The 18503-nt window shown below is 60.1% G+C and carries 16 protein-coding genes; 14 read left to right on the top strand and 2 right to left on the bottom strand.

Annotated features, from left to right (window positions below):
• Nucleotides 1-54 precede the first annotated feature (54 nt).
• A complete protein-coding gene (locus tag BMZ24_RS06205) occupies nt 55-600 on the top strand; it encodes a hypothetical protein (RefSeq protein WP_092190392.1) in 546 nt (181 codons plus the stop codon).
• Nucleotides 601-1333: 733 nt separating this feature from the next.
• Here BMZ24_RS06205 and BMZ24_RS06200 read toward each other — a convergent pair.
• Entirely contained in the window at nt 1334-2428 is a 1095-nt protein-coding gene (locus tag BMZ24_RS06200) for an SPL family radical SAM protein (RefSeq protein ID WP_092190390.1), read from the bottom strand.
• Nucleotides 2425-3402, bottom strand: coding sequence for a hypothetical protein (locus tag BMZ24_RS06195; protein ID WP_092190388.1), 978 nt, complete (start codon nt 3400-3402; stop codon nt 2425-2427). The genes BMZ24_RS06200 and BMZ24_RS06195 overlap by 4 nt, the downstream gene beginning before the upstream one ends.
• A 268-nt stretch (nt 3403-3670) precedes the next feature.
• On the opposite strand from BMZ24_RS06195, the gene fusA reads away from it, so the two are divergent.
• The 13 genes from fusA to fliD all read left to right on the top strand — a co-directional run bounded on the left by fusA (nt 3671) and on the right by fliD (nt 18490).
• The gene (fusA, locus tag BMZ24_RS06190) at nt 3671-5731 is read left to right on the top strand and encodes an elongation factor G (RefSeq protein ID WP_092190386.1); all 2061 of its coding nucleotides are present in this window, start codon (nt 3671-3673) and stop codon (nt 5729-5731) included.
• Between the two features lie 133 nt (nt 5732-5864).
• Nucleotides 5865-7517 carry a ribonuclease J gene (locus tag BMZ24_RS06185; protein ID WP_092190384.1) on the top strand — a complete coding sequence of 551 codons (1653 nt, stop codon included), beginning with the start codon at nt 5865-5867 and terminating at the stop codon, nt 7515-7517.
• A 126-nt stretch (nt 7518-7643) separates the two neighbouring features.
• Complete coding sequence (gene rpsB / locus BMZ24_RS06180; RefSeq protein ID WP_092190382.1) at nt 7644-8429, top strand: 30S ribosomal protein S2; 786 nt, start codon at nt 7644-7646, stop codon at nt 8427-8429.
• 4 nt (nt 8430-8433) lie between these two features.
• Entirely contained in the window at nt 8434-9237 is an 804-nt protein-coding gene (gene tsf, locus BMZ24_RS06175; RefSeq protein WP_092190380.1) for a translation elongation factor Ts, read from the top strand.
• A 176-nt stretch (nt 9238-9413) separates the two neighbouring features.
• Nucleotides 9414-10133, top strand: coding sequence for a UMP kinase (pyrH, locus tag BMZ24_RS06170; RefSeq protein ID WP_092190880.1), 720 nt, complete (start codon nt 9414-9416; stop codon nt 10131-10133).
• Between the two features lies 1 nt (nt 10134).
• Nucleotides 10135-10689, top strand: a complete 555-nt coding sequence (frr, locus tag BMZ24_RS06165) for a ribosome recycling factor (RefSeq protein ID WP_092190378.1) — start codon at nt 10135-10137, stop codon at nt 10687-10689.
• 9 nt (nt 10690-10698) lie between these two features.
• Complete coding sequence (gene uppS, locus BMZ24_RS06160) at nt 10699-11400, top strand: polyprenyl diphosphate synthase (RefSeq protein ID WP_092190376.1); 702 nt, start codon at nt 10699-10701, stop codon at nt 11398-11400.
• Nucleotides 11397-12191, top strand: a complete 795-nt coding sequence (locus BMZ24_RS06155; RefSeq protein WP_092190374.1) for a phosphatidate cytidylyltransferase — start codon at nt 11397-11399, stop codon at nt 12189-12191. Before uppS ends, BMZ24_RS06155 begins: the two co-directional genes overlap by 4 nt.
• An 11-nt stretch (nt 12192-12202) precedes the next feature.
• The gene (gene dxr, locus BMZ24_RS06150; RefSeq protein ID WP_092190372.1) at nt 12203-13414 is read left to right on the top strand and encodes a 1-deoxy-D-xylulose-5-phosphate reductoisomerase; all 1212 of its coding nucleotides are present in this window, start codon (nt 12203-12205) and stop codon (nt 13412-13414) included.
• Entirely contained in the window at nt 13408-14475 is a 1068-nt protein-coding gene (gene rseP, locus BMZ24_RS06145; protein WP_092190370.1) for an RIP metalloprotease RseP, read from the top strand. The genes dxr and rseP overlap by 7 nt, the downstream gene beginning before the upstream one ends.
• Entirely contained in the window at nt 14450-15196 is a 747-nt protein-coding gene (gene tsaB, locus BMZ24_RS06140; RefSeq protein ID WP_092190368.1) for a tRNA (adenosine(37)-N6)-threonylcarbamoyltransferase complex dimerization subunit type 1 TsaB, read from the top strand. The genes rseP and tsaB overlap by 26 nt, the downstream gene beginning before the upstream one ends.
• 147 nt (nt 15197-15343) lie before the next feature.
• Nucleotides 15344-16297: a flagellin N-terminal helical domain-containing protein gene (locus tag BMZ24_RS06135; RefSeq protein WP_092190366.1), complete on the top strand. Its 954-nt coding sequence runs from the start codon at nt 15344-15346 to the stop codon at nt 16295-16297.
• 138 nt (nt 16298-16435) lie between these two features.
• On the top strand, nt 16436-18490 hold the full coding sequence (gene fliD / locus BMZ24_RS06130; protein ID WP_092190364.1) for a flagellar filament capping protein FliD: 2055 nt from the start codon (nt 16436-16438) through the stop codon (nt 18488-18490).
• The last annotated feature ends 13 nt before the right edge of the window (nt 18491-18503 follow it).

Genomic DNA, 18503 nt, shown 5'->3' with positions numbered 1-18503 from the left:
CAAGGCCCCGACGTCCGGCTTCCCAGACACCCTAGACCACAGGTTCGAGTACCCATGAAGACTTTATCCATCACGCAACTGCCGGTGCAGCCGGAGTTCGATTTTCCCACGTTTCTTTTTCTGTCCCAGATCGACGAACTCGGCCCTCGCGACATGATCGCCGTGCTCGACGTTTGGGAAAAATGGCTGCCCATGCTCAAGGTCTACAAACTCGGCGACCGCAAGGAGCATGTGGTTGTTTTTCTTGAGAGCGCGGTGGAGGATCAGGTTGACGAAATCTGGAAGCAGTCCCCTTCCGAGGGATTCAAGCACGAGGCCATCGCCCAGACCATGATCATGGGGACCTTGAAGGCGCTGATGCCAGAGCTGGGAGAAAAGCAGTGCGCGCCGGTTCCCGAACCGACCAAGCCCCTGTGCCGGACGCTTGAGAAGATCGGCCTGAACCTTCAGGATTCAGGGGCCCTGGACCGCAAATACGCGACCATCACCCCCTATCCCCACCGCTACGGATGCGAACGCTGCCATCTTAAGGACAGCTGCATAAAGAACATGAATCTGGATCTGGGCGGCATCATGAAGCCACAACCCAAGGCGGAATGATTTTTTAGTTCCGGCGGCCCTCAAGCCCATGGCGACACAGGGCCGCGTTCCACAACTCAAAAAAGCCACCACCCCGGACGACACCTCACTCTTCTCCCTCTTCACCAAAAAAACCTTCCCTCAGCGCCTCAAGGCATGGTGTCGCCATGGTCTTGAGGCGCGTCGGCTGTCTGACTGAGCCAGGCATCGTTTGTTGAATCGTTGCCGGGCGTACTGCTCAAAATTTTTCGCTCCGCACGCAACGATTCAACTCTACGAGGCCCGCGAAGGAGTTCCGGCGGGCCTCAAGGCCGTGGCGACACCGGGCCGCGTTCCGCCACTCAAAAAGCCACCACCCCGGACCACACCTCACTCTTCTCACTCTTCACCCAAAAAAAAACCTTCCATCAGCGCCTCAAGGCATGGTGTCGCCATGGTCTTGAGGCGCGTCGGCTGTCTGACTGAGCCAGGCATCGTTTGTTGAATCGTTGCCGGGCTTACTGCTCAAAATTTTTCGCTCCGCACGCAACGATTCAACTCTACGAGGCCCGCGAAGGAGTTCCGGCGGGCCTCAAGGCCATGGCGACACCGGGCCGCGTTCCGCCACTCAAAAAAGCCACCACCCCGGACGACACCTCACTCTTCTCCCTCTTCACCAAAAAAAACCTACCATCAGCGCCTCAAGGCCATGGCGACACCGGGCCGCGTTCCGCCACTCAAAAAGCCCCCCAGCCTGACGCCCCCTTCCTCTCCTCTATTCGCCAAAAGCCTGCGCCATCAGATGCCGGTAAAGCCCCCCCAGATCCGCCGGTATCCGACCAAATACGGCCTGCCAAACCTCGTCCGACTCCATGCACAGATACAGCTGCCGATCGAGCCCGCCCCGGCGCAGCGCGTCGGCCAGAAAACGGAACTGCTCGACCCGCAAGGGACGCAGCAGGCGCTGTTTGCCGTCGATACCGGTTATGAACTCTCCGTGAATGTAGCCTGACCCGGGGAAATTCTCGATGATGCAGCGCTTGAGGTCCGGCATGTGCCGAAAGGAGCCCATGCTTACATAGGCGATCTCTTCGGGACGCAGATGGTCGAAGATCATCTCGACGGTGCGGGCATAGCCTTCCTGCCAGCCGGGAAAATGGATCATGGGGTCAAAATGCAGACAGACCCGAAAACCTTCCCTGGCGCAGGTCCTCGCCGCGGCAAGGCGCTCTTCCAGGCTCGCGCACTCGCCCTGTTCCTCATGGTCGGCGATGGCCGGCGCGTTCATGGACCAGGCCGGCAGAACCCGGGACGGATCGCGCACCACGTCCATCCAGGACAGGTCCACGACCTTGGATTTGAGTTCAAGGCAGACTTGCGGATAGCTCCCCAGGAATTCGATCAGGTCCCGGCTGTAGCCGGTCAGGGCTTCAAGGACCAGTGAATCGGTGAACTCCCCGGTGCCGACCCGATAACGGCGATCCGGATTTGCGCTGAAGGCCTGGTCAAGCTCGCGCCACAGATCGTCCTGGTTGGCCCAGACCTTGAGCACGCGATCCTGAAAATAGGCCTGCAGGATGCAATACGAGCAACGCAGCGGACAATTCTCGCCGATGTGCACGATCTGGTACCCGCAACAGCGATAATGACTGGTGCCGGGACAATGACGCAAAAAACGCCCCCGGTATCGCTTCAGATAAAGAATGTCTTCGCGCGCCAGCCCGGAGGAAAGGGCTTCGCCCTCGGCCAGCACTTCCGCCGTCAGGTGGGGCAGCTTCTCGCGCACGCGCTGCGCCACGGGGGAATCGGCCACGGCCGCATCGACAACCACCCGGCTGATGCCCTGCAGATAGGTGGGCAGCGTCTTCATTTGCCACCCAGCGGAAAAAGGCCGTCCAGATCTTCACGGGCCGCGATGCGAGCAAGTTCGGCGCTGACGGCGCGCAGCCCGTCCGGGCTCGTCAGGCGCACGCTCAGTTCCACCGCGTTGCTCTCGAACACGTCCGGCTGCACAATCCTCCAGCGCGTTCCGGCCGAAACCCGGCGGACGGTGTCGATAAAATCGCGCTCCATGTCCGACAACACCGGGTAGCGCCGCAGACGGATTTCGTGGAGGATACGGGTCATGGCGTCCTTGGGTGAGAGCCCGGCCGCCAGAACCTCCCTCAAGCCAGCGCCCTCCAGCAACTGCGCCACGGAAACGCCGTCACGGGCGCGGATTTCGCGAATCCAGGTCAGCACGTTGACCGCGTTCCCGCGCGACCATGAGAGCGTTGCAAAGAGTGCCTCAAGGGCTTCGAGGTCAGCGGCGGCAAAGGCTTCCAGCAAGTCCGAGCAGGCCAGGGGGACGGCCCCCGCGACCAGAAGCGCATCCCAGCGCGCAGGCAGCGTCAGCCAGGAACGGACCAGACGCAGCCGCTTGGAGCGAGCCTCAAGGCCGAGCGCCTCCAGAACCCGCTCCATGTTCACGTCCGGCAGGGCGTTGAAATAGCGCAGGGCGCGGACGAGCTGCCCGTCTGTCAACTCCGCCCCGGCGTTGGACTGTACATAGGCCAGCCCTCTGTCCTCGGCGCTCAGGGGCCCCAGATCCATGCACAGAATTTCACGGCCAAGCTCCGCCAGGGCGGCCACCCGGGCCGCGCCCGCAACGAGCACGGGCCGCGCGCCTTTGCCATCGACCAGCACTGGCACAAGCTGCCCATGGTCCTTCAGGCTGCGGCAGAGGGCCGGGGACGGCGGATTGGACCAGAAAAGCCAGGCCCCATCGGCATCCATATCCTCGGCGCGGCAGCGCAGAAGCGTGGCGCATGCAGGATCCAGGGGCAGTGAGTCGACCGTATTCATGATTTTCTCTCAACGATTTTGAAGAATTACGCAGTGCTTAAAATCCCATTGCCCTTGACAACTTCCAAGCCCCCTCCCTATAGGGGTATTTCTTGAAAAAGTTCAGGATCGCAGACGGGTTACAAGCACCCTGAGGTTATAGAGCGTGGGACTTTCATCCAATTTCTTCTCTTTTGCAAGCGAATTCCCGTCCTTCATCCCGAAAGGCAGGAACGATCTTATACCCTGTAGCCATATGGTTGCGTAATACTTTGCATAAGGGGGCTGTATGCAGGATCAACTTCAAAAACAGAGGACTTTCGCCCTGATAGGGCATGGAGGAACCGGAAAGACTTCAGTGGCCGAAATGCTGCTGTTCGCCGCCGGTTCCATCACCAGGTTGGGCAAGATCGACGAGGGCTCGACGGTCCTCGACTACGAACCCGAAGAAATCAAGCGCAGGGGCAGTATTCAACCCGGCTTTGCACAGCTCCCCTGGAAAAAGAACCTGAATTTCCTTATCGACACGCCCGGCGACAACAATTTCATAGGCGATCTCCCCTATCTCCTGCAGGGCGCGGACAACGTGATCCTGGTCATCGACGCCATCGACGGGGTCAAGCCGCTGACCAAGAAGATCTGGTCCGAAGCCGTCAAGGCCTCGCTGCCTGCCATGGTATTCATCAACAAGATGGATCGTGAACGCGCGAATTTCCAGATGGCCTATCAAGGTCTGATCGACGTCCTGGGCATGAAGCCCGTCCTCCTCTATCTTCCCATCGGCAGTGAAGCCGACTTTCGGGGACTGGTCGATGTCCTGGCCGACAAGGCCTACGCCTTCGATGAGAATGGCGGCCTGACTCCCATCGACATGCCCGAAGACCTGGCCGACGAAGTCACCATGACGCGTGAAATCGCCATCGAGAACATCGCCGAGAGCAGCGAAGAGCTGATGGAGAAATACCTGGAGGAAGGTTCGCTCACGGACGAAGAGGTGGCCACCGGCCTGCGCGCAGGCATCGCCGCACGCATGCTGGTCCCGGTCTGCGTGGGTGCCGCCATGCAGAACAAGGGCGCGGTCACGCTCCTGGACACCATCCAGAATCTCATGACCTCGCCGCTTGAGCACGAGCCCTGGCTCGACGCCGAGGGCAACGAACGCCCGTCGAGCCCTGACGCCCCGTTTGCCGCCTTTGTCTTCAAGACCATCGCCGACCCCTTCGCCGGACAACTCTCCGTGCTGCGCGTGCTCTCCGGCGTGCTCTCCCCCGACGCCAGCGTCCTCAACGCAACCAAGGACGAAAAGGAAAAGATCGGCCAGATCCTGTTTCTGGAAGGCAAAAAGCAGACGCCGTGCAAGCAGGAGGTCGGACCCGGAGCCATCGTGGCCGTGGCCAAGCTCAAGAACACGGCCACCGGCGACACCCTGTGCGCGGAAAAGGCCCCCTTCATCCTGCCCAAGCCGGCCTTGAGCCCATCCATCATTTCCTATGCCCTGGCCGCCGAGGAAAAAGGCGAGGAAGACAAGGTTTTCGCGGCGGTTCAGAAGCTGCTGGACGAAGACATCAACCTGCATCTGGTCCGCAACGATGAAACCGGCGACATGCTGCTCACCGGCATGGGGCAGCTGCACATCGAACTGGCCGTGGAAAAGGTCAGACGGCGCTACAAGACAAACATCCTCCTGAAGACCCCCAAGATCCCCTACCGCGAAACCATCAAGGGCAAGGCCCAGGTCCAGGGCCGACACAAAAAGCAGTCCGGGGGACGCGGCCAGTTCGGCGACTGCTGGATCCGCATGGAGCCCAACGCCCGCAGCGCGGGCTACGAGTTCCTGGACGAGATCGTCGGCGGCTCCATCCCGCGCAACTACATCCCGGCAGTGGACAAGGGCGTCCAGGAAGCGGCGGCGCGAGGATTTCTGGCCGGTTATCCCATGGTCGATTTCAAGGTGGCTGTTTACGACGGCTCCTACCACAACGTGGATTCCTCGGAAATGGCGTTCAAGATCGCGGGTTCCCTGGCCTTCAAGAAAGCCGTCGAGATGTGCAACCCGATCCTGCTCGAACCCATCATGCTCGCGGCAGTCTTCATCCCCGACGAGTTCATGGGCGACGTCATCGGCGACCTCTCCAGCAGGCGCGGCCGGGTTCTTGGCTCCGATTCCATTGGCGGCGTGACCGAAGTCAAGGCTCACGTACCCATGGCGGAAATGATGAAATACGCCCCGGACCTGCGCTCCATGACCGGCGGCCAGGGCACCTTCACCATGGAATTCGCCCATTACGAGGAGTGCCCACCCAACGTGGCCGAACAGGTCATCGCCGACAGCAAGAAGGAAGAAGATTAATTCCGTCTTCCGCACAAAAAAGGGCCGCTTCACCGCGGCCTTTTTTTTGGTCTTGTCCTTGGGCTCCACTTCCCTTAGTTTCCGTCAGGATGCGCAAGCATCACATCACACCTCAACATACCGGAGCCCCTTAATGCCCGAATCGCACGTGACCCTGACCCCTCTTGGCGGGCTGGGAGAAATCGGCATGAACTGCATGGCCCTGGAGACCGAGCAGAGCATGATCCTGGTGGACTGCGGGCTCATGTTTCCGGATGTCATACTCTATGGAGTAGATGTGGTCATCCCCCGCATGGACTTCATCGTCAGCCGCAAGCACAAATTGAAGGGCATCATTCTGACCCACGGGCATGAAGACCATATCGGAGCGCTGGCCTGGCTTGTTCCCTATCTGCAGGAGGTTCCCCTCTACGGTTCGGAGTTCACCCTGCGCCTGGCCCTGAAACGCCTGCAGGAGCGCAATCTCGACTCCCACGTGAAGCTGCACCCGGTGCGCGCGCGGGAGCGGGTCGACCTGGGCGAGTTCGCCGTGACCTTCATGCCGGTCTGCCACAGCATCATCGAGGGCTTTGGCCTTGGCATCGAAACTCCGGCCGGACGCATCGTGCACACCGGGGATTTCAAGATCGACCGCAATCCCCAGGGCGCGCACGCCACCGATCTTGATGCCTTCAGGAAATTCTCGGACGACGGCGTGTTGCTTCTGCTGTCCGACTCGACCAACGTGGAGCGGGAAGGCTTCTCCCTGACCGAACAGGAAATCCAGGACTCCCTGGACGAGGTCTTTGCCGACGCCAAGGGCCGTATCCTGGTGACCCTGTTCGCCACGCACATCCAGCGCATGCAGGAAATTTTCGATCTCGCCGCCAAGCATGGCCGCAAGGTGGCCTTCACGGGGCGCAGCCTGGTCACCAACATCGAGGTCGCCAAGGATCTCGGGCACCTGCGCTTCAACCGCGAAAACTCGTGCGACATGGAAGAACTGGCCTATCTGGACGACAGCCGGATCGTGATCCTGCTGACCGGCTCCCAGGGCGAACCCCTCTCGGCCCTGAGCCGCGTGGCCCGGAGCGAGCACCGGCAGATCAACATCCACAAGGGCGACACCGTGGTCATGTCCTCGCGCTTCATCCCGGGCAACACCAGGGCCATCACCCGAGTCATCAACGACCTCTACCGGCACGGGGCGAGCGTCCTCTACGAGAAGGTGCAGGCCATCCACGCCTCGGGGCACGCCCATCAGGAAGAACTCAAGATCATGCTCGACACGGTCCGGCCCAAGTTCTTCGTGCCGGTGCACGGCGAATACCGCCACCTCTTCAAGCACGCCGAGCTGGCCGTTTCGCGCGGCATCGCGCCGGAACGGGCGCTGATCCTGGAGAACGGTCAGCCCGTGACCCTTTCGTCCACGGGCATCCGCCTGGAGGAAGCTGTCTTCGCCGAGTCCATCCTCGTCGACGGCAAGGGCGTGGGCGACGTGGGCCAGAGCGTGCTCAAGGAACGCCAGATCCTGGGCGGGGAAGGCCTTGTCATCGTGCTCCTGGTGCAGGACGAATTCGGGACCATCGTCTTCGGCCCCAGCATCCAGTCCAAGGGTTTCATATTCGAGCAGCATTTCTCCCACATCCTCGAAGACGCCAAGTGCATCATACTTGATGTCATGGAAGGCAACCCCGGCTGCGAGGCCTACAAGCTGGAAGAGAAGATCAGGTCCTCCCTGCGCCGCTTTTTCCGCAAGGTCCTGGAGCGCGACCCCATTGTCATTCCCCTCATCGCCCGGGTGTAATTTTTTCTTGCCAAGCATAAAGCTCTCGCGTACCGACTTCAGTTCCCAAACACTCCACACGTCCGCATTTTTGGTTTGGCCCATTCGGGCTCCTGCGGACGGAGGAATAAAACCAAGGAGATTACCATGCCTTATGTCAGTATGAAACAGATGCTGGAAACCGGAGTTCACTTCGGCCACCAGACCCGCCGCTGGAACCCCAAGATGCGCCCCTTCATTTTCGGCGCGCGCAAGGGCATTCACATCATCGACCTGCAGCAGACCGTAAAGCTGTACCGCAAGGCCCACGATTTCATCGCGGACACCGTTGCACGCGGCGGCAAGATCATTTTTGTCGGCACCAAGCGCCAGGCCCAGGACGTGATCAAGACCGAAGCCGAGCGCTGCGGCATGTACCACGTCACCAACCGCTGGCTCGGCGGCACGCTGACCAACTACCAGACCATCCGCACCAGCATCACCCGCCTGAAAAAGCTCGAAACCATGTTCGAAGACGGCTCCGTGAGCCGCTTCCTGAAAAAGGAAGTCGTGCGCATGGAACGCGAGGTCACCAAGCTGAACCTGACCCTGGGCGGCATCAAGGACATGGAAGAGCCGCCGGCGGCCGCCTTCATCATCGATCCGCATCGCGAAGAGATCGCCGTCAAGGAATGTCGCAAGCTCGGCATCCCGATCGTGGCCGTGGTCGATACCAACTGCGATCCCGATCTGATTGACTATATCATCCCCGGCAACGACGACGCCATCCGCGCCATCAAGCTTTTTGCCGGCGCAATGGCCGATGCCTGCATGGAAGGCGCCGCCAGCACCAAGGACGCCGTGGAAGAGCCCAAAACCACCAAGGTTCCCGAAGTTGAGCTTCCGGCCGGTTCCGCAGAGCCAGAATCCGTAGATACAGACGAAGAGGTATAATACGATGAGCATTACCGCAGCGATGGTTAAGGACCTGCGCGAACGCACCGGCGTGGGCATGATGGATTGCAAAAAGGCACTGGCCGAATGTGATGGCGACGAAGAAAAGGCCATTGCATGGCTGCGCGAAAAGGGGCTGTCCAAGGCCGCCAAGAAAGCCGGCCGCGCCACTTCCGAGGGCCTGGTGACCGTTGTCGTCGCCGCTGACGGCAAATCCGCCGCCATGAGCGAACTCAAGTGCGAGACCGATTTCGTGTCCAAGAACGAGGAATTCATTGCCCTGGCTGAAGGCCTGGCCAATCTCGCCCTGGAAAAGAAGACCGACGACCTGGAAGCGCTGCCTGCCGAAGCCTCCGATCTGACCGGCCTCATCGGCAAGATCGGCGAGAACATGCAGGTCGGCCGCCTGGCCTACGTGTCCTTCACCGGCGACGGAGCCATCGGCACCTACGTCCATTCCACCAAGAAACTTGGCGTCCTGGTCGAACTGTCCGGTCAGGCCACTCCCGAGCTGGCCAAGGATGTGGCCATGCAGATCGCGGCCGCCAATCCCCTTTGCGTCGGCCCGGATCAGATCCCGGCCGAAACCCTGGCCCAGGAGAAGGAAATCTACCTGAACCAGGCCAAGGAAGAAGGCAAGCCGGCCCAGATCGCCGAGAAGATCGTCGAGGGACGCATCCGCAAGTTCTATCAGGAAGTATGTCTGCGCGAGCAGCTCTTCATCAAGGACGACAAGAAGACCATCAAGGATCTTCTTGGTAAAAACGCCGACATTGTCCGGTTCTTCCGGTTCGCCATCGGCGCATAAGCAAAGGGCCGCAAGGCCCTTTTTTTTGGCCCTCAGATCGTCGAAACCCGCATCTGTCCCGCTTCACGCCTGCTGTTGCAGCGGATGCGCGAAATGGATATACGATCATCCGAGAAGGAGGCTTGGTCATCCCGGCCTCCTTTTCGTTCACCGCTTACCCAAGAGGTACCTACACAATGGAGAAACTCCGATACGGCAGAGTCATGCTCAAGCTGAGCGGAGAGGCCCTGGCCGGAGAGCAGGGCTTCGGCATCGAACCCCAGACCATCCAATCCATCTGCCGCGAGCTTGCCGAGGCGGCTTCCATGGGCGTGCAGCTCAGCATGGTCATCGGCGGTGGCAACATTTTTCGTGGAATTTCCGTCTCCTCCAAGGGCATGGACCGTGCCTCGGCCGACTACATGGGCATGCTGGCCACGGTCATGAATGCCCTGGCGGTTCAGGACGCCCTGGAAAAACTGGGCATCACGACCCGCGTCATGACCGCCATCGACATGAAGGAAGTTGCCGAGCCCTACATCCGGCGCCGCGCCATCCGTCATCTCGAAAAAGGCCGCGTGGTCATCTGCGCCGCCGGAACGGGTATTCCCTATTTCACAACGGACACGGCGGCGGCGCTCAGGGCCATGGAACTCAAATGCGAGGCCATCTTGAAGGCCACCAGGGTCAACGGCGTCTACGACAAGGACCCCGAAAAGCATTCCGACGCCGTCATGTTCAACAAACTGACCTACCTGGACGTCCTGCAACGTCGTCTCAAGGTCATGGATTCCGCGGCCATATCCCTTTGCATGGACAACAAACTCCCCATCGGGGTCTTCAACCTCTTTGTACCCGGCAATATCCAGCGGGTGGTCAGAGGCGAGGAAGTCGGAACAATTGTTCAAGGAGAATGACATGGAAAAGCACACACAGGATTGCACCAACAGGATGCAGAAAAGCATCGACAGTCTGGAAAAGGATTTCTCCAAGCTGCGCACCGGCCGGGCCTCCACGGCGCTGGTGGACAGCATCCGGGTCGATTACTACGGCACCCCGACCCCGCTCAATCAGGTTGCCTCCGTATCCATCCCGGACAGCCGCACCATTTCCATTTCCCCGTGGGATCGCAGCGCCTTCAACAGCATCGAGAAGGCCATCATGAAGTCGGACCTGGGACTCACGCCCATCAACGACGGCCGCGCCATTCGCATCAACATCCCGGTTCTGACCGAAGAACGCCGCAAGGACCTGGTCAAGATGGCCAAGAAGTATACTGAAGATGCCAAGGTCGCCATCCGCAACGTGCGCCGGGACGTCAACGACGCCCTGAAGAAAATGCACACCGCCAAGGAAATCAGCGAAGACGATCTGCACAAGGCCCAGGACGAAGTCCAGAAAACCACGGACAACTTCGTGAAGAAGGCTGACGCGGTCTTTACCGAGAAAGAAAAGGAAATCATGGAGATCTAGATCCAGTCCATGCCACCGCTCAATCATCTCGCCATCATCATGGACGGCAACGGCCGCTGGGCCCGCGCCAGGGGTCTTGACCGCAGCGCCGGCCACAAGGCCGGCACTGAAACCGCCCGCGAAATCGTCAAGGAATGCCGAAAGCTCGGCATTCCTTACCTGACGCTCTACACCTTCTCCAAGGAGAACTGGTCCAGGCCCAAACAGGAGGTCGGTTTCCTCTTCAACCTGCTCAAGGATTTTTTGACCGAGGAGCTTCCTTCCCTGCTGGAACAGTCCATCCGACTGAACGTGCTCGGCGATCTGGACGAACTGCCCCTGCCCACCAGGCAGGTGCTACGCCACGCCATGGAAAAAACCGCCACCTGCTCGGCCATGAACCTGAACCTGGCCCTCAACTATTCGGGGCGGCTTGAAATTCTGCGTGCCTGCCAGGCTCTACTGAAGAAGCAGGTCAAACCGTCGGAACTGACCGAGGAGATGTTCGCGGGCGAACTCTACACCTCGGGCATGCCCGACCCGGACCTGATCCTGCGCACCAGCGGCGAACTGCGACTCAGCAACTATCTGCTCTTTCAGAGCGCCTACAGCGAACTCTATTTCTCCGCCGTGCCCTGGCCGGATTTTCATGTCGGCGAACTGCACGCCGCCCTGGAGGACTACGCGTCCCGTCAGCGCCGCTTCGGGACCACGGGTGAGGAGTCCGCATGACAAGTCCGCATTTCAAACGCGTCCTGACTTCCCTGCTGCTGCTGCCCCTGCTGGGCTGGGCCATCTTGAGCGGCGACCCGGTCCTGAGCATCGGCGTCACGGCAGTGGCGGGCCTCGGTCTCATGGAGTTCTACGCCATGTTCTGGCCGGGACGTGAAAAGCTTGCTTTCAAAGCCCTTGGCCTCTTCTTCGCACTGGGCATGATCTGGGCGCCTCTGTCTTGGAGCGGCGGGGCCCTGGTCTGCATGGCCATGCTGGGCGTGGCCGTCTCATTTCTGATCGCCCACGACAGGCTAAAATCTCCCGACGCTTTTAAGGACAGCCAGACACTGCTCTTCGGCCTTCTGTATCTGCCCTTTATCCTGCGTCTCTTCCGGACCATTTCCGCTCCGGAAATCGGACTTGTGCTGCTGACCACCTTTGCCGCCGACACCGGGGCCTACTATGCCGGGAGCTTCATCGGCGGTCCCAAGATCTGGCCTTCGGTCAGTCCGAAAAAAACCTGGGCCGGCAGCCTCGGGGGCCTCTGCGCGAGCGTTCTGGTCTGCACCGCCATGGGCCTTTTCTTCGGCAGCGCGCACTGGACGAGCTTCGCCCTGCTTGGCGTGGCCCTGAATATTGCCGCGCAGATCGGCGACTTTTTCGAATCCGCCCTGAAACGCTGGCGCGGAGTTAAAGACTCCGGCAAGATTCTGCCCGGACACGGCGGCATTCTGGATCGCATCGACAGTCTGCTCTTCACCCTTCCCCTGTACTGCGGGCTGACCGCCTTGTTCTCCTTTTTCGCCTGAGACTAAAAGCCATGAAGTACATTTCCGGCCTCTCTTCCCCGGTTTTCGACCGCCCCGGCCAGCGCAGCCTCGCCATTCTGGGCAGCACCGGGTCCATCGGCACCAGCGCGCTCAAGGTCGTGGCCAAGAATCGCGACGACCTCAATGTCGTGGCCCTGGCCGGAGCACGGAACATGGAGCTGCTGGCCAGGCAGGCCGAGATCTTCCGTCCGAAATACCTGGGAGTCCTGAACGAGGAAAAAGCAGACGAACTCTCCGTCCTGCTCCCTGCTGGGTACAACCCGCGCATTCTCGTTGGACAGGAAGGGTACACGGCCATGGCCACCCTGCCCGAGGCCGACCTCATCCTGGCCGCCCAGGTCGGCGCTGCCGGGTTGGTCCCGGCCCTGGCCGCTGCCGAGGCCGGCAAGGTGCTGTGCCTGGCCAACAAGGAGGCCCTCGTTCTGGCCGGAGACCTTTTCCGCAGTGCCTGCCGGACCAGCGGAGCCGTCATTCTTCCCGTGGACTCGGAGCACAACGCCCTTTTTCAGGCCTTCGCGGGCCATGAGGGCAGGCAGGCCTGCCGCCTGATCCTGACCGCGTCGGGCGGCCCCTTTCGCACAAGAAGCCTGCAGGAAATCCAGGCCGTGACTCCTGCCCAGGCCCTCAGGCACCCGAACTGGTCCATGGGCGCAAAAATTTCCATCGACTCCGCGACCATGATGAACAAGGGCCTTGAGATCATTGAGGCCGTGCATCTATACGGTGCGTCTTTGGACGAGGTGGACGTGGTGGTCCATCCCCAATCCATCGTCCACTCCCTGGTCGAGTACGAAGACGGCTCGCAGCTGGCCCATCTGGGCATGCCGGACATGGAGATCCCCATCGGGTACTGCCTCGGCTATCCCAAAAGACTGCACATCGGCCTTGAGCGCCTCGATCTGGCCCGGATCGGCACCCTGACTTTCGAGGCCCCCGATCCGCTGCGCTTTCCCTGTCTGAATCTGGCGCGCGAGGCGCTTTCCGCCGGCCCCAGCCACCCTGTGGTGCTCAATGCCGCCAATGAAATCGCGGTTCAGGCATTTCTTGACGGACGCATCTCTTTTCCGGGCATTGCCCGGCTCATCGAGATGATGCTGGGCAAACATTCCTTGACCTTGATGCATGATCTGGGGGACATTTTGGACCTTGATGCACAAACACGAACTCGGTCCGAAGAGGCCATAGGAAAAGGCGAATGGTAACCAGTATTCTGGCTGTGGTGGTGGTCCTGGGCGGACTGATCTTCTTTCATGAACTGGGGCACTTCGTGGTCGCTCGCGGCCTTGGCATGGGGGTGAGCGTCTTTTCCCTGGGATTCGGGACGCGGCTCTTCGGCTTCACCCGGGGCAAGACGGACTACCGGGTCTGCGCCTTTCCCCTGGGCGGATACGTGCAGCTCGTGGGTGAATCTGTCGACGCCGAACTTCCCGAAGGATTTGGCCCGGAGGAATCATTTTCGCGCAGACCGCCCTGGCAACGCATGCTGGTCGTGCTGGCCGGGCCCGTATTCAACTTCATCCTGGCCTGGTTCATTTTCTGGGGTCTGGCCTACAGCCAGGGCGTGCAGGAGCTGTTACCCGTTATCGGCCAGGTGACCAACTCAAGCGCGGCCGAAGAAGCCGGCATCGTCCCCGGAGATCAGATCATCGAAATCGATGGCGTACGGATCGAGGTCTGGGAAGACCTGGTCGATCGCATCGAGACCAATGAAGGCGATTCGATGTTCCTGACCGTGCAACGGGGCAGCGAGCTCTTTTCCGTGCACGTCACTCCGCGATTGCAGGAAAAGCGCAATTTGTTCGGCGAAATCAAGACCATGCCCATGCTCGGCATCGCCCCCAAGGGTGAAATCCTGAGTCGCGAGCTTGGATTTTTTGACGCCGCGGTTCAGGGCGCCCGTCAAATCCGGGAAGTCAGCGGGCTGATGGTCATGGGCATCGTCAAGCTCATCGAGCGGGTCATCCCCATGTCGGACATGGGCGGAGTCATCCTCATCACTGAGATGATCCACAAGGAAGCGCAAAACGGCATTGTCAATCTGCTGGCCCTGACCGCGCTGATCAGCATCAACCTTGGGATCCTGAACCTGCTGCCCATCCCGGTGCTGGACGGCGGGCACATCCTCTTCTTCTTCCTGGAAACCGTCACCGGCAAACCCCTGAGCCCGCGAGTTCAGCAAGTTGCCCTGAAGATCGGCATGATGCTGCTGCTCATGCTCATGATCCTGGCCACATTCAATGATATTCTCCGACACTTCAAGTAGCCGCTATCTCGCGCTGAACTGCGCCGAGGAACGCATTCAGGTTGTCCTTGGCAGCCCCCGCGAGGTCATGTTCAGCGAAGAGGTCCTATGCCCCGGGCAATCCATCCGCCACCTGCCCACGGCCATCGAACGCGCCCTTGGGGTGCAGGCCATGGGCGCCGCCGAGCTTTCCGGCATCGCCTGTGTGCGTGGGCCGGGATCGTTCACGGGCCTGCGCATAGCCCACGCGGCCATGCACGGGCTGTCCCGTCCGCACGCCATCCCCATGGCCGGCCTGCAATATCCGCAAATCCTGGCCGCCCAGGCCGAACCATTCGTGCGCGACACAGAACTTTGGGTCCTGACTTACGCCCGCAAGGGTCAGGTCTACATTCAGGGCTTTAAGGCCGGCATGCCTCTGGCTCCTGTCCGGCCGCTGCCGGTTCCCAAGGCTCACGAACTGCTGCAGTCACGTCCGGCGGGCATCTTTCTGCTCGGCAGCGGACTGCGCAAAAATCCCGAACTGTTGGCCTTGCCGAAGGCCACGGTCCTGCCTCAATTTCTCGATACGCCCCTGCCGTCCTCTCTGCTGGCCGCTGCATGCGCGGCGGAGTATTCAAGCCAGCCCCCCCAGCCGCTGTATCTTCGCAAGTCCGACGCCGAGGACAACCTGGAATCCATCGCCATTTCGCGCGGCATTCCGACCACCGAGGCCCGCAAGCACATCCCCGATTTCGAATAATCTTTGTCCGACATGCGATGTTGGACAAAATTCCTCTAAAGAAATTCTCCGTCCGGCCGATTTACTCATCAAGAACAATGAGCAAGGCCCGCAAACTGCTCGATTCAAAGGCAAGGACGCCGCTAATCTTTCAAGGAGGAATTTTTTATGTCACTCATTATCAACCACAACCTGATGGCCATGAACGCGAACCGCAACCTGGCATCCGCGTACGGCAACCTGTCGACATCCGTCAGCCGCCTGTCTTCGGGCCTGCGCATCACTTCGGCCGCCGACGACGCGGCGGGCCTCGCCATTCGCGAGCTCATGCGTGCGGATATCGCATCCCTGAACCAGGGTGTCAGAAACGCCAATGACGCCATCTCCATGATCCAGACCGCCGACGGCGCCCTTGGCGTCATCGACGAAAAGCTGATCCGCATGAAGGAACTGGCCACCCAGGCGGCCACCGGCACCTACGCTTCGGACCAGCGTCTGATCATCGACTCGGAGTACCAGGCCATGGCCTCGGAAATCACCCGAATCGCCAACGCCACGGACTTCAACGGAATTTACCTGCTGAACGGCAACCTCTCCGCATCCAGCACAAACGCGGCCGTTGCGAATTGGAGCAAGGAGCACTCGGGCAGCGGATTGGCCTCAACCGGCCCCCTGAAGGTTCACTTTGGCACGGGCAACGACTCCGCGGAAGATTACTACTACATCTCCATCGGCAACTCCACCGCCTCAGCCTTGGGCGTAGGCAACGCTTCAGACGCCGCCAGGGCCAACGGAACCGGCAACGCGGCATCTGGAGGCTACAGCATCTCCACCCAGCAGGGCGCCCAGGAAGCCCTGGAGGCCCTCAACTCGGCCATCACCTCCAAGGACAACATCCGAGCCAACCTCGGCGCCTTGCAGAACCGTCTTGAGAACACCATCACCAACCTGCAGATCCAGGCAGAGAACCTGCAGGCAGCCGAGTCTCAGATCTCCGATGCCGACGTCGCCACGGAAATGACCAACTTCGTGCGCAACCAGATCCTGACCCAGTCCGCAGTGGCCATGCTTTCCCAGGCCAACAGCCTGCCGAATATGGCCATGCAGCTCTTGCAGGGATAATGACAGCTTCGTAAAACCTCTTTCCCGGCCGGGTCGCGGAAGCGGCCCGGCCTTTTTAACTCGATAATGTTGATTCTGGCACCAGGATTGCTCGAAGTGTGAATAGACTCGTCCAACCCAACGCACCAGAGGAATGACATGGCTGATGACCTGACCAGTTCGCTTATTTCCGGAGCCATCCGCTTCACGGGCCTCGGGTCCGGGACGGACTTCGACTCCATGGTGACCAAGCTCATCGAAGTCGAACAGACCCGAACCAAGCGGCTCGAGTACTGGCGGTCGGGATGGGAAGCCAAGAGTGAAGCCTTTGATTCGCTCTCTTCCAACATGCTTTCCCTCAAGGCGTCGCTGGATACCATGAACACCACGGACGAGTTCCTGATCAAGAACGCCATCTCTTCCAACACCACCGCCTTGACCGCAAAGGCGGGCAGCAACGCGGAAGAAAGTACCCACCAGGTGGATGTGTTGTCCCTGGCGACCAACGACATGCACATGGGGGCGGTAATTTTTTCCTCTCCGGATGACGTCATCAGCGGCGGCGCGGACGGGACATTCGTCTTCACGGCCGGCTCCCGGCAGGTCTCCGTGAACGTAACCAGCACCACGACCCTGAGTCAGTTCGCCAGTCTCATCAACTCCGACGCGGATAATCGCAACTACGTACGAGCCAGCGTGGTCAACGACGGCAGCGGTTACAGGCTGCAGATTCGAGGCATGGATCTTGGCGCCGGCAATGACTTCATTGTCGATGCAAACTCGACCTCGGCCAATCTGCTCACAAATTTCAGCCAAAGTCAGTTCATTGAAACCCAGAATGCCGCCAACGCAAAACTCCGGGTCGATGGCTTTCCTCTTGCCCCCACAGCCACTGCGGAAATACTGAAGGCCACCTTTACCGGCAAGACCACGACGGACACAATCACCACCGCCGACGGAACCTTCAAGTTCGCCTACGGCGGAACGCTGTATTCCGTCGATGTCGCGGCCGCGGACACCTACGCTTCGCTGGCCGGAAAAATCAACACTGCGGTGGGCTCCACCATGGCCACGGCCACGGACGTGTCCGGCAATGTCGAGCTGACCCTGACCGGAGCGGCGGGATCGGACAAACAGATTTCCATCATCAATTCCCCCGGGACCACGGTCGGCGAACTTCAACCGGCAGCCTTCACACAGATCCAGGGAGCCACCGACGGCTACTTCGAGCGTAACTCAAACTCCATTTCGGACATCATCTCCGGCGTGACCCTGAATCTGGCCAGCATCGGCAGCACGACCATCACCACCAGCCTCGATCCGGAAGCGGTTACCGAGAAGGTGCAGACCTTTGTCGAGGCCGTGAATTCGGTGCTAAAGGAAATAAAAGACCAAACGCAGGTCACGACCGTCGGTGAAAATGTTTCCGGGTCCCTTTTGACCGGCAACTACGGCATGCAGATGATCCAGCAGAAGCTCAAGAATATCCTGGCGGAAAAAGGAGTCGGGTTCGACTACGACATGGACCCCATCGTTTCCCTGGGCAGCGTGGGCATCACCACGGACACCAGCCAGGGCTCCCCGACTTTCGGCATGCTCATTTTCGACCCCGGTGCCTTTTCCGCGGCGCTAAGCACCGACCCCGACGCCGTGGCCCGCCTCTTCAGCGCGGACCATTACCCGGCAACCAAGGAAATGGTGAACGGCGTCGCAGTGGAATCCTCGAATTTCAATTTCGACTCGTCCATCAAGGGCGTAACCCAAGCCGGGGAGTATTCCGTCAGCTACAGCGTGGATGCCGGCGGCAACATCAGCGCCGCGAGCATCAATGGATACCCGGCCAGCATCGACGGCACCAAGATCGTGGCCCAGGGGGATGGAAATGCGGCACGAGGCCTTTCCATCGAAGTCATCAACCTGACGGCCGGTTCCTATTCCGGCACGGTCCAGATCAAGTCCGGCAAGACCCAGGAGCTGATTGACGAACTCAAAAGGTTGACAGATTCAACGACCGGAACCCTTGAAGTCCTCAAGGACAACTACCAGGACATCATGGATTCCATCGACGACAAGATCGCCTATGAGGAGCGCCGTCTGACTCTTCTGGAAAAGAACCTGCGCCTGCGCTTTGCCAAGCTTGAAGCCGTCCTTGGTACGTACAACAACATTTCCACCCAGATCAGCTCGCAAATCAGCAGTTTGTCCGGCAAGTGATAGAAAGGAGTTC

This window comes from Desulfomicrobium norvegicum (assembly GCF_900114595.1).
Lineage (GTDB): Bacteria > Desulfobacterota > Desulfovibrionia > Desulfovibrionales > Desulfomicrobiaceae > Desulfomicrobium > Desulfomicrobium macestii.
The sequence above is the reverse complement of the archived record's forward strand: the minus strand, read 5'-3'. Positions and strand labels throughout refer to the sequence as shown.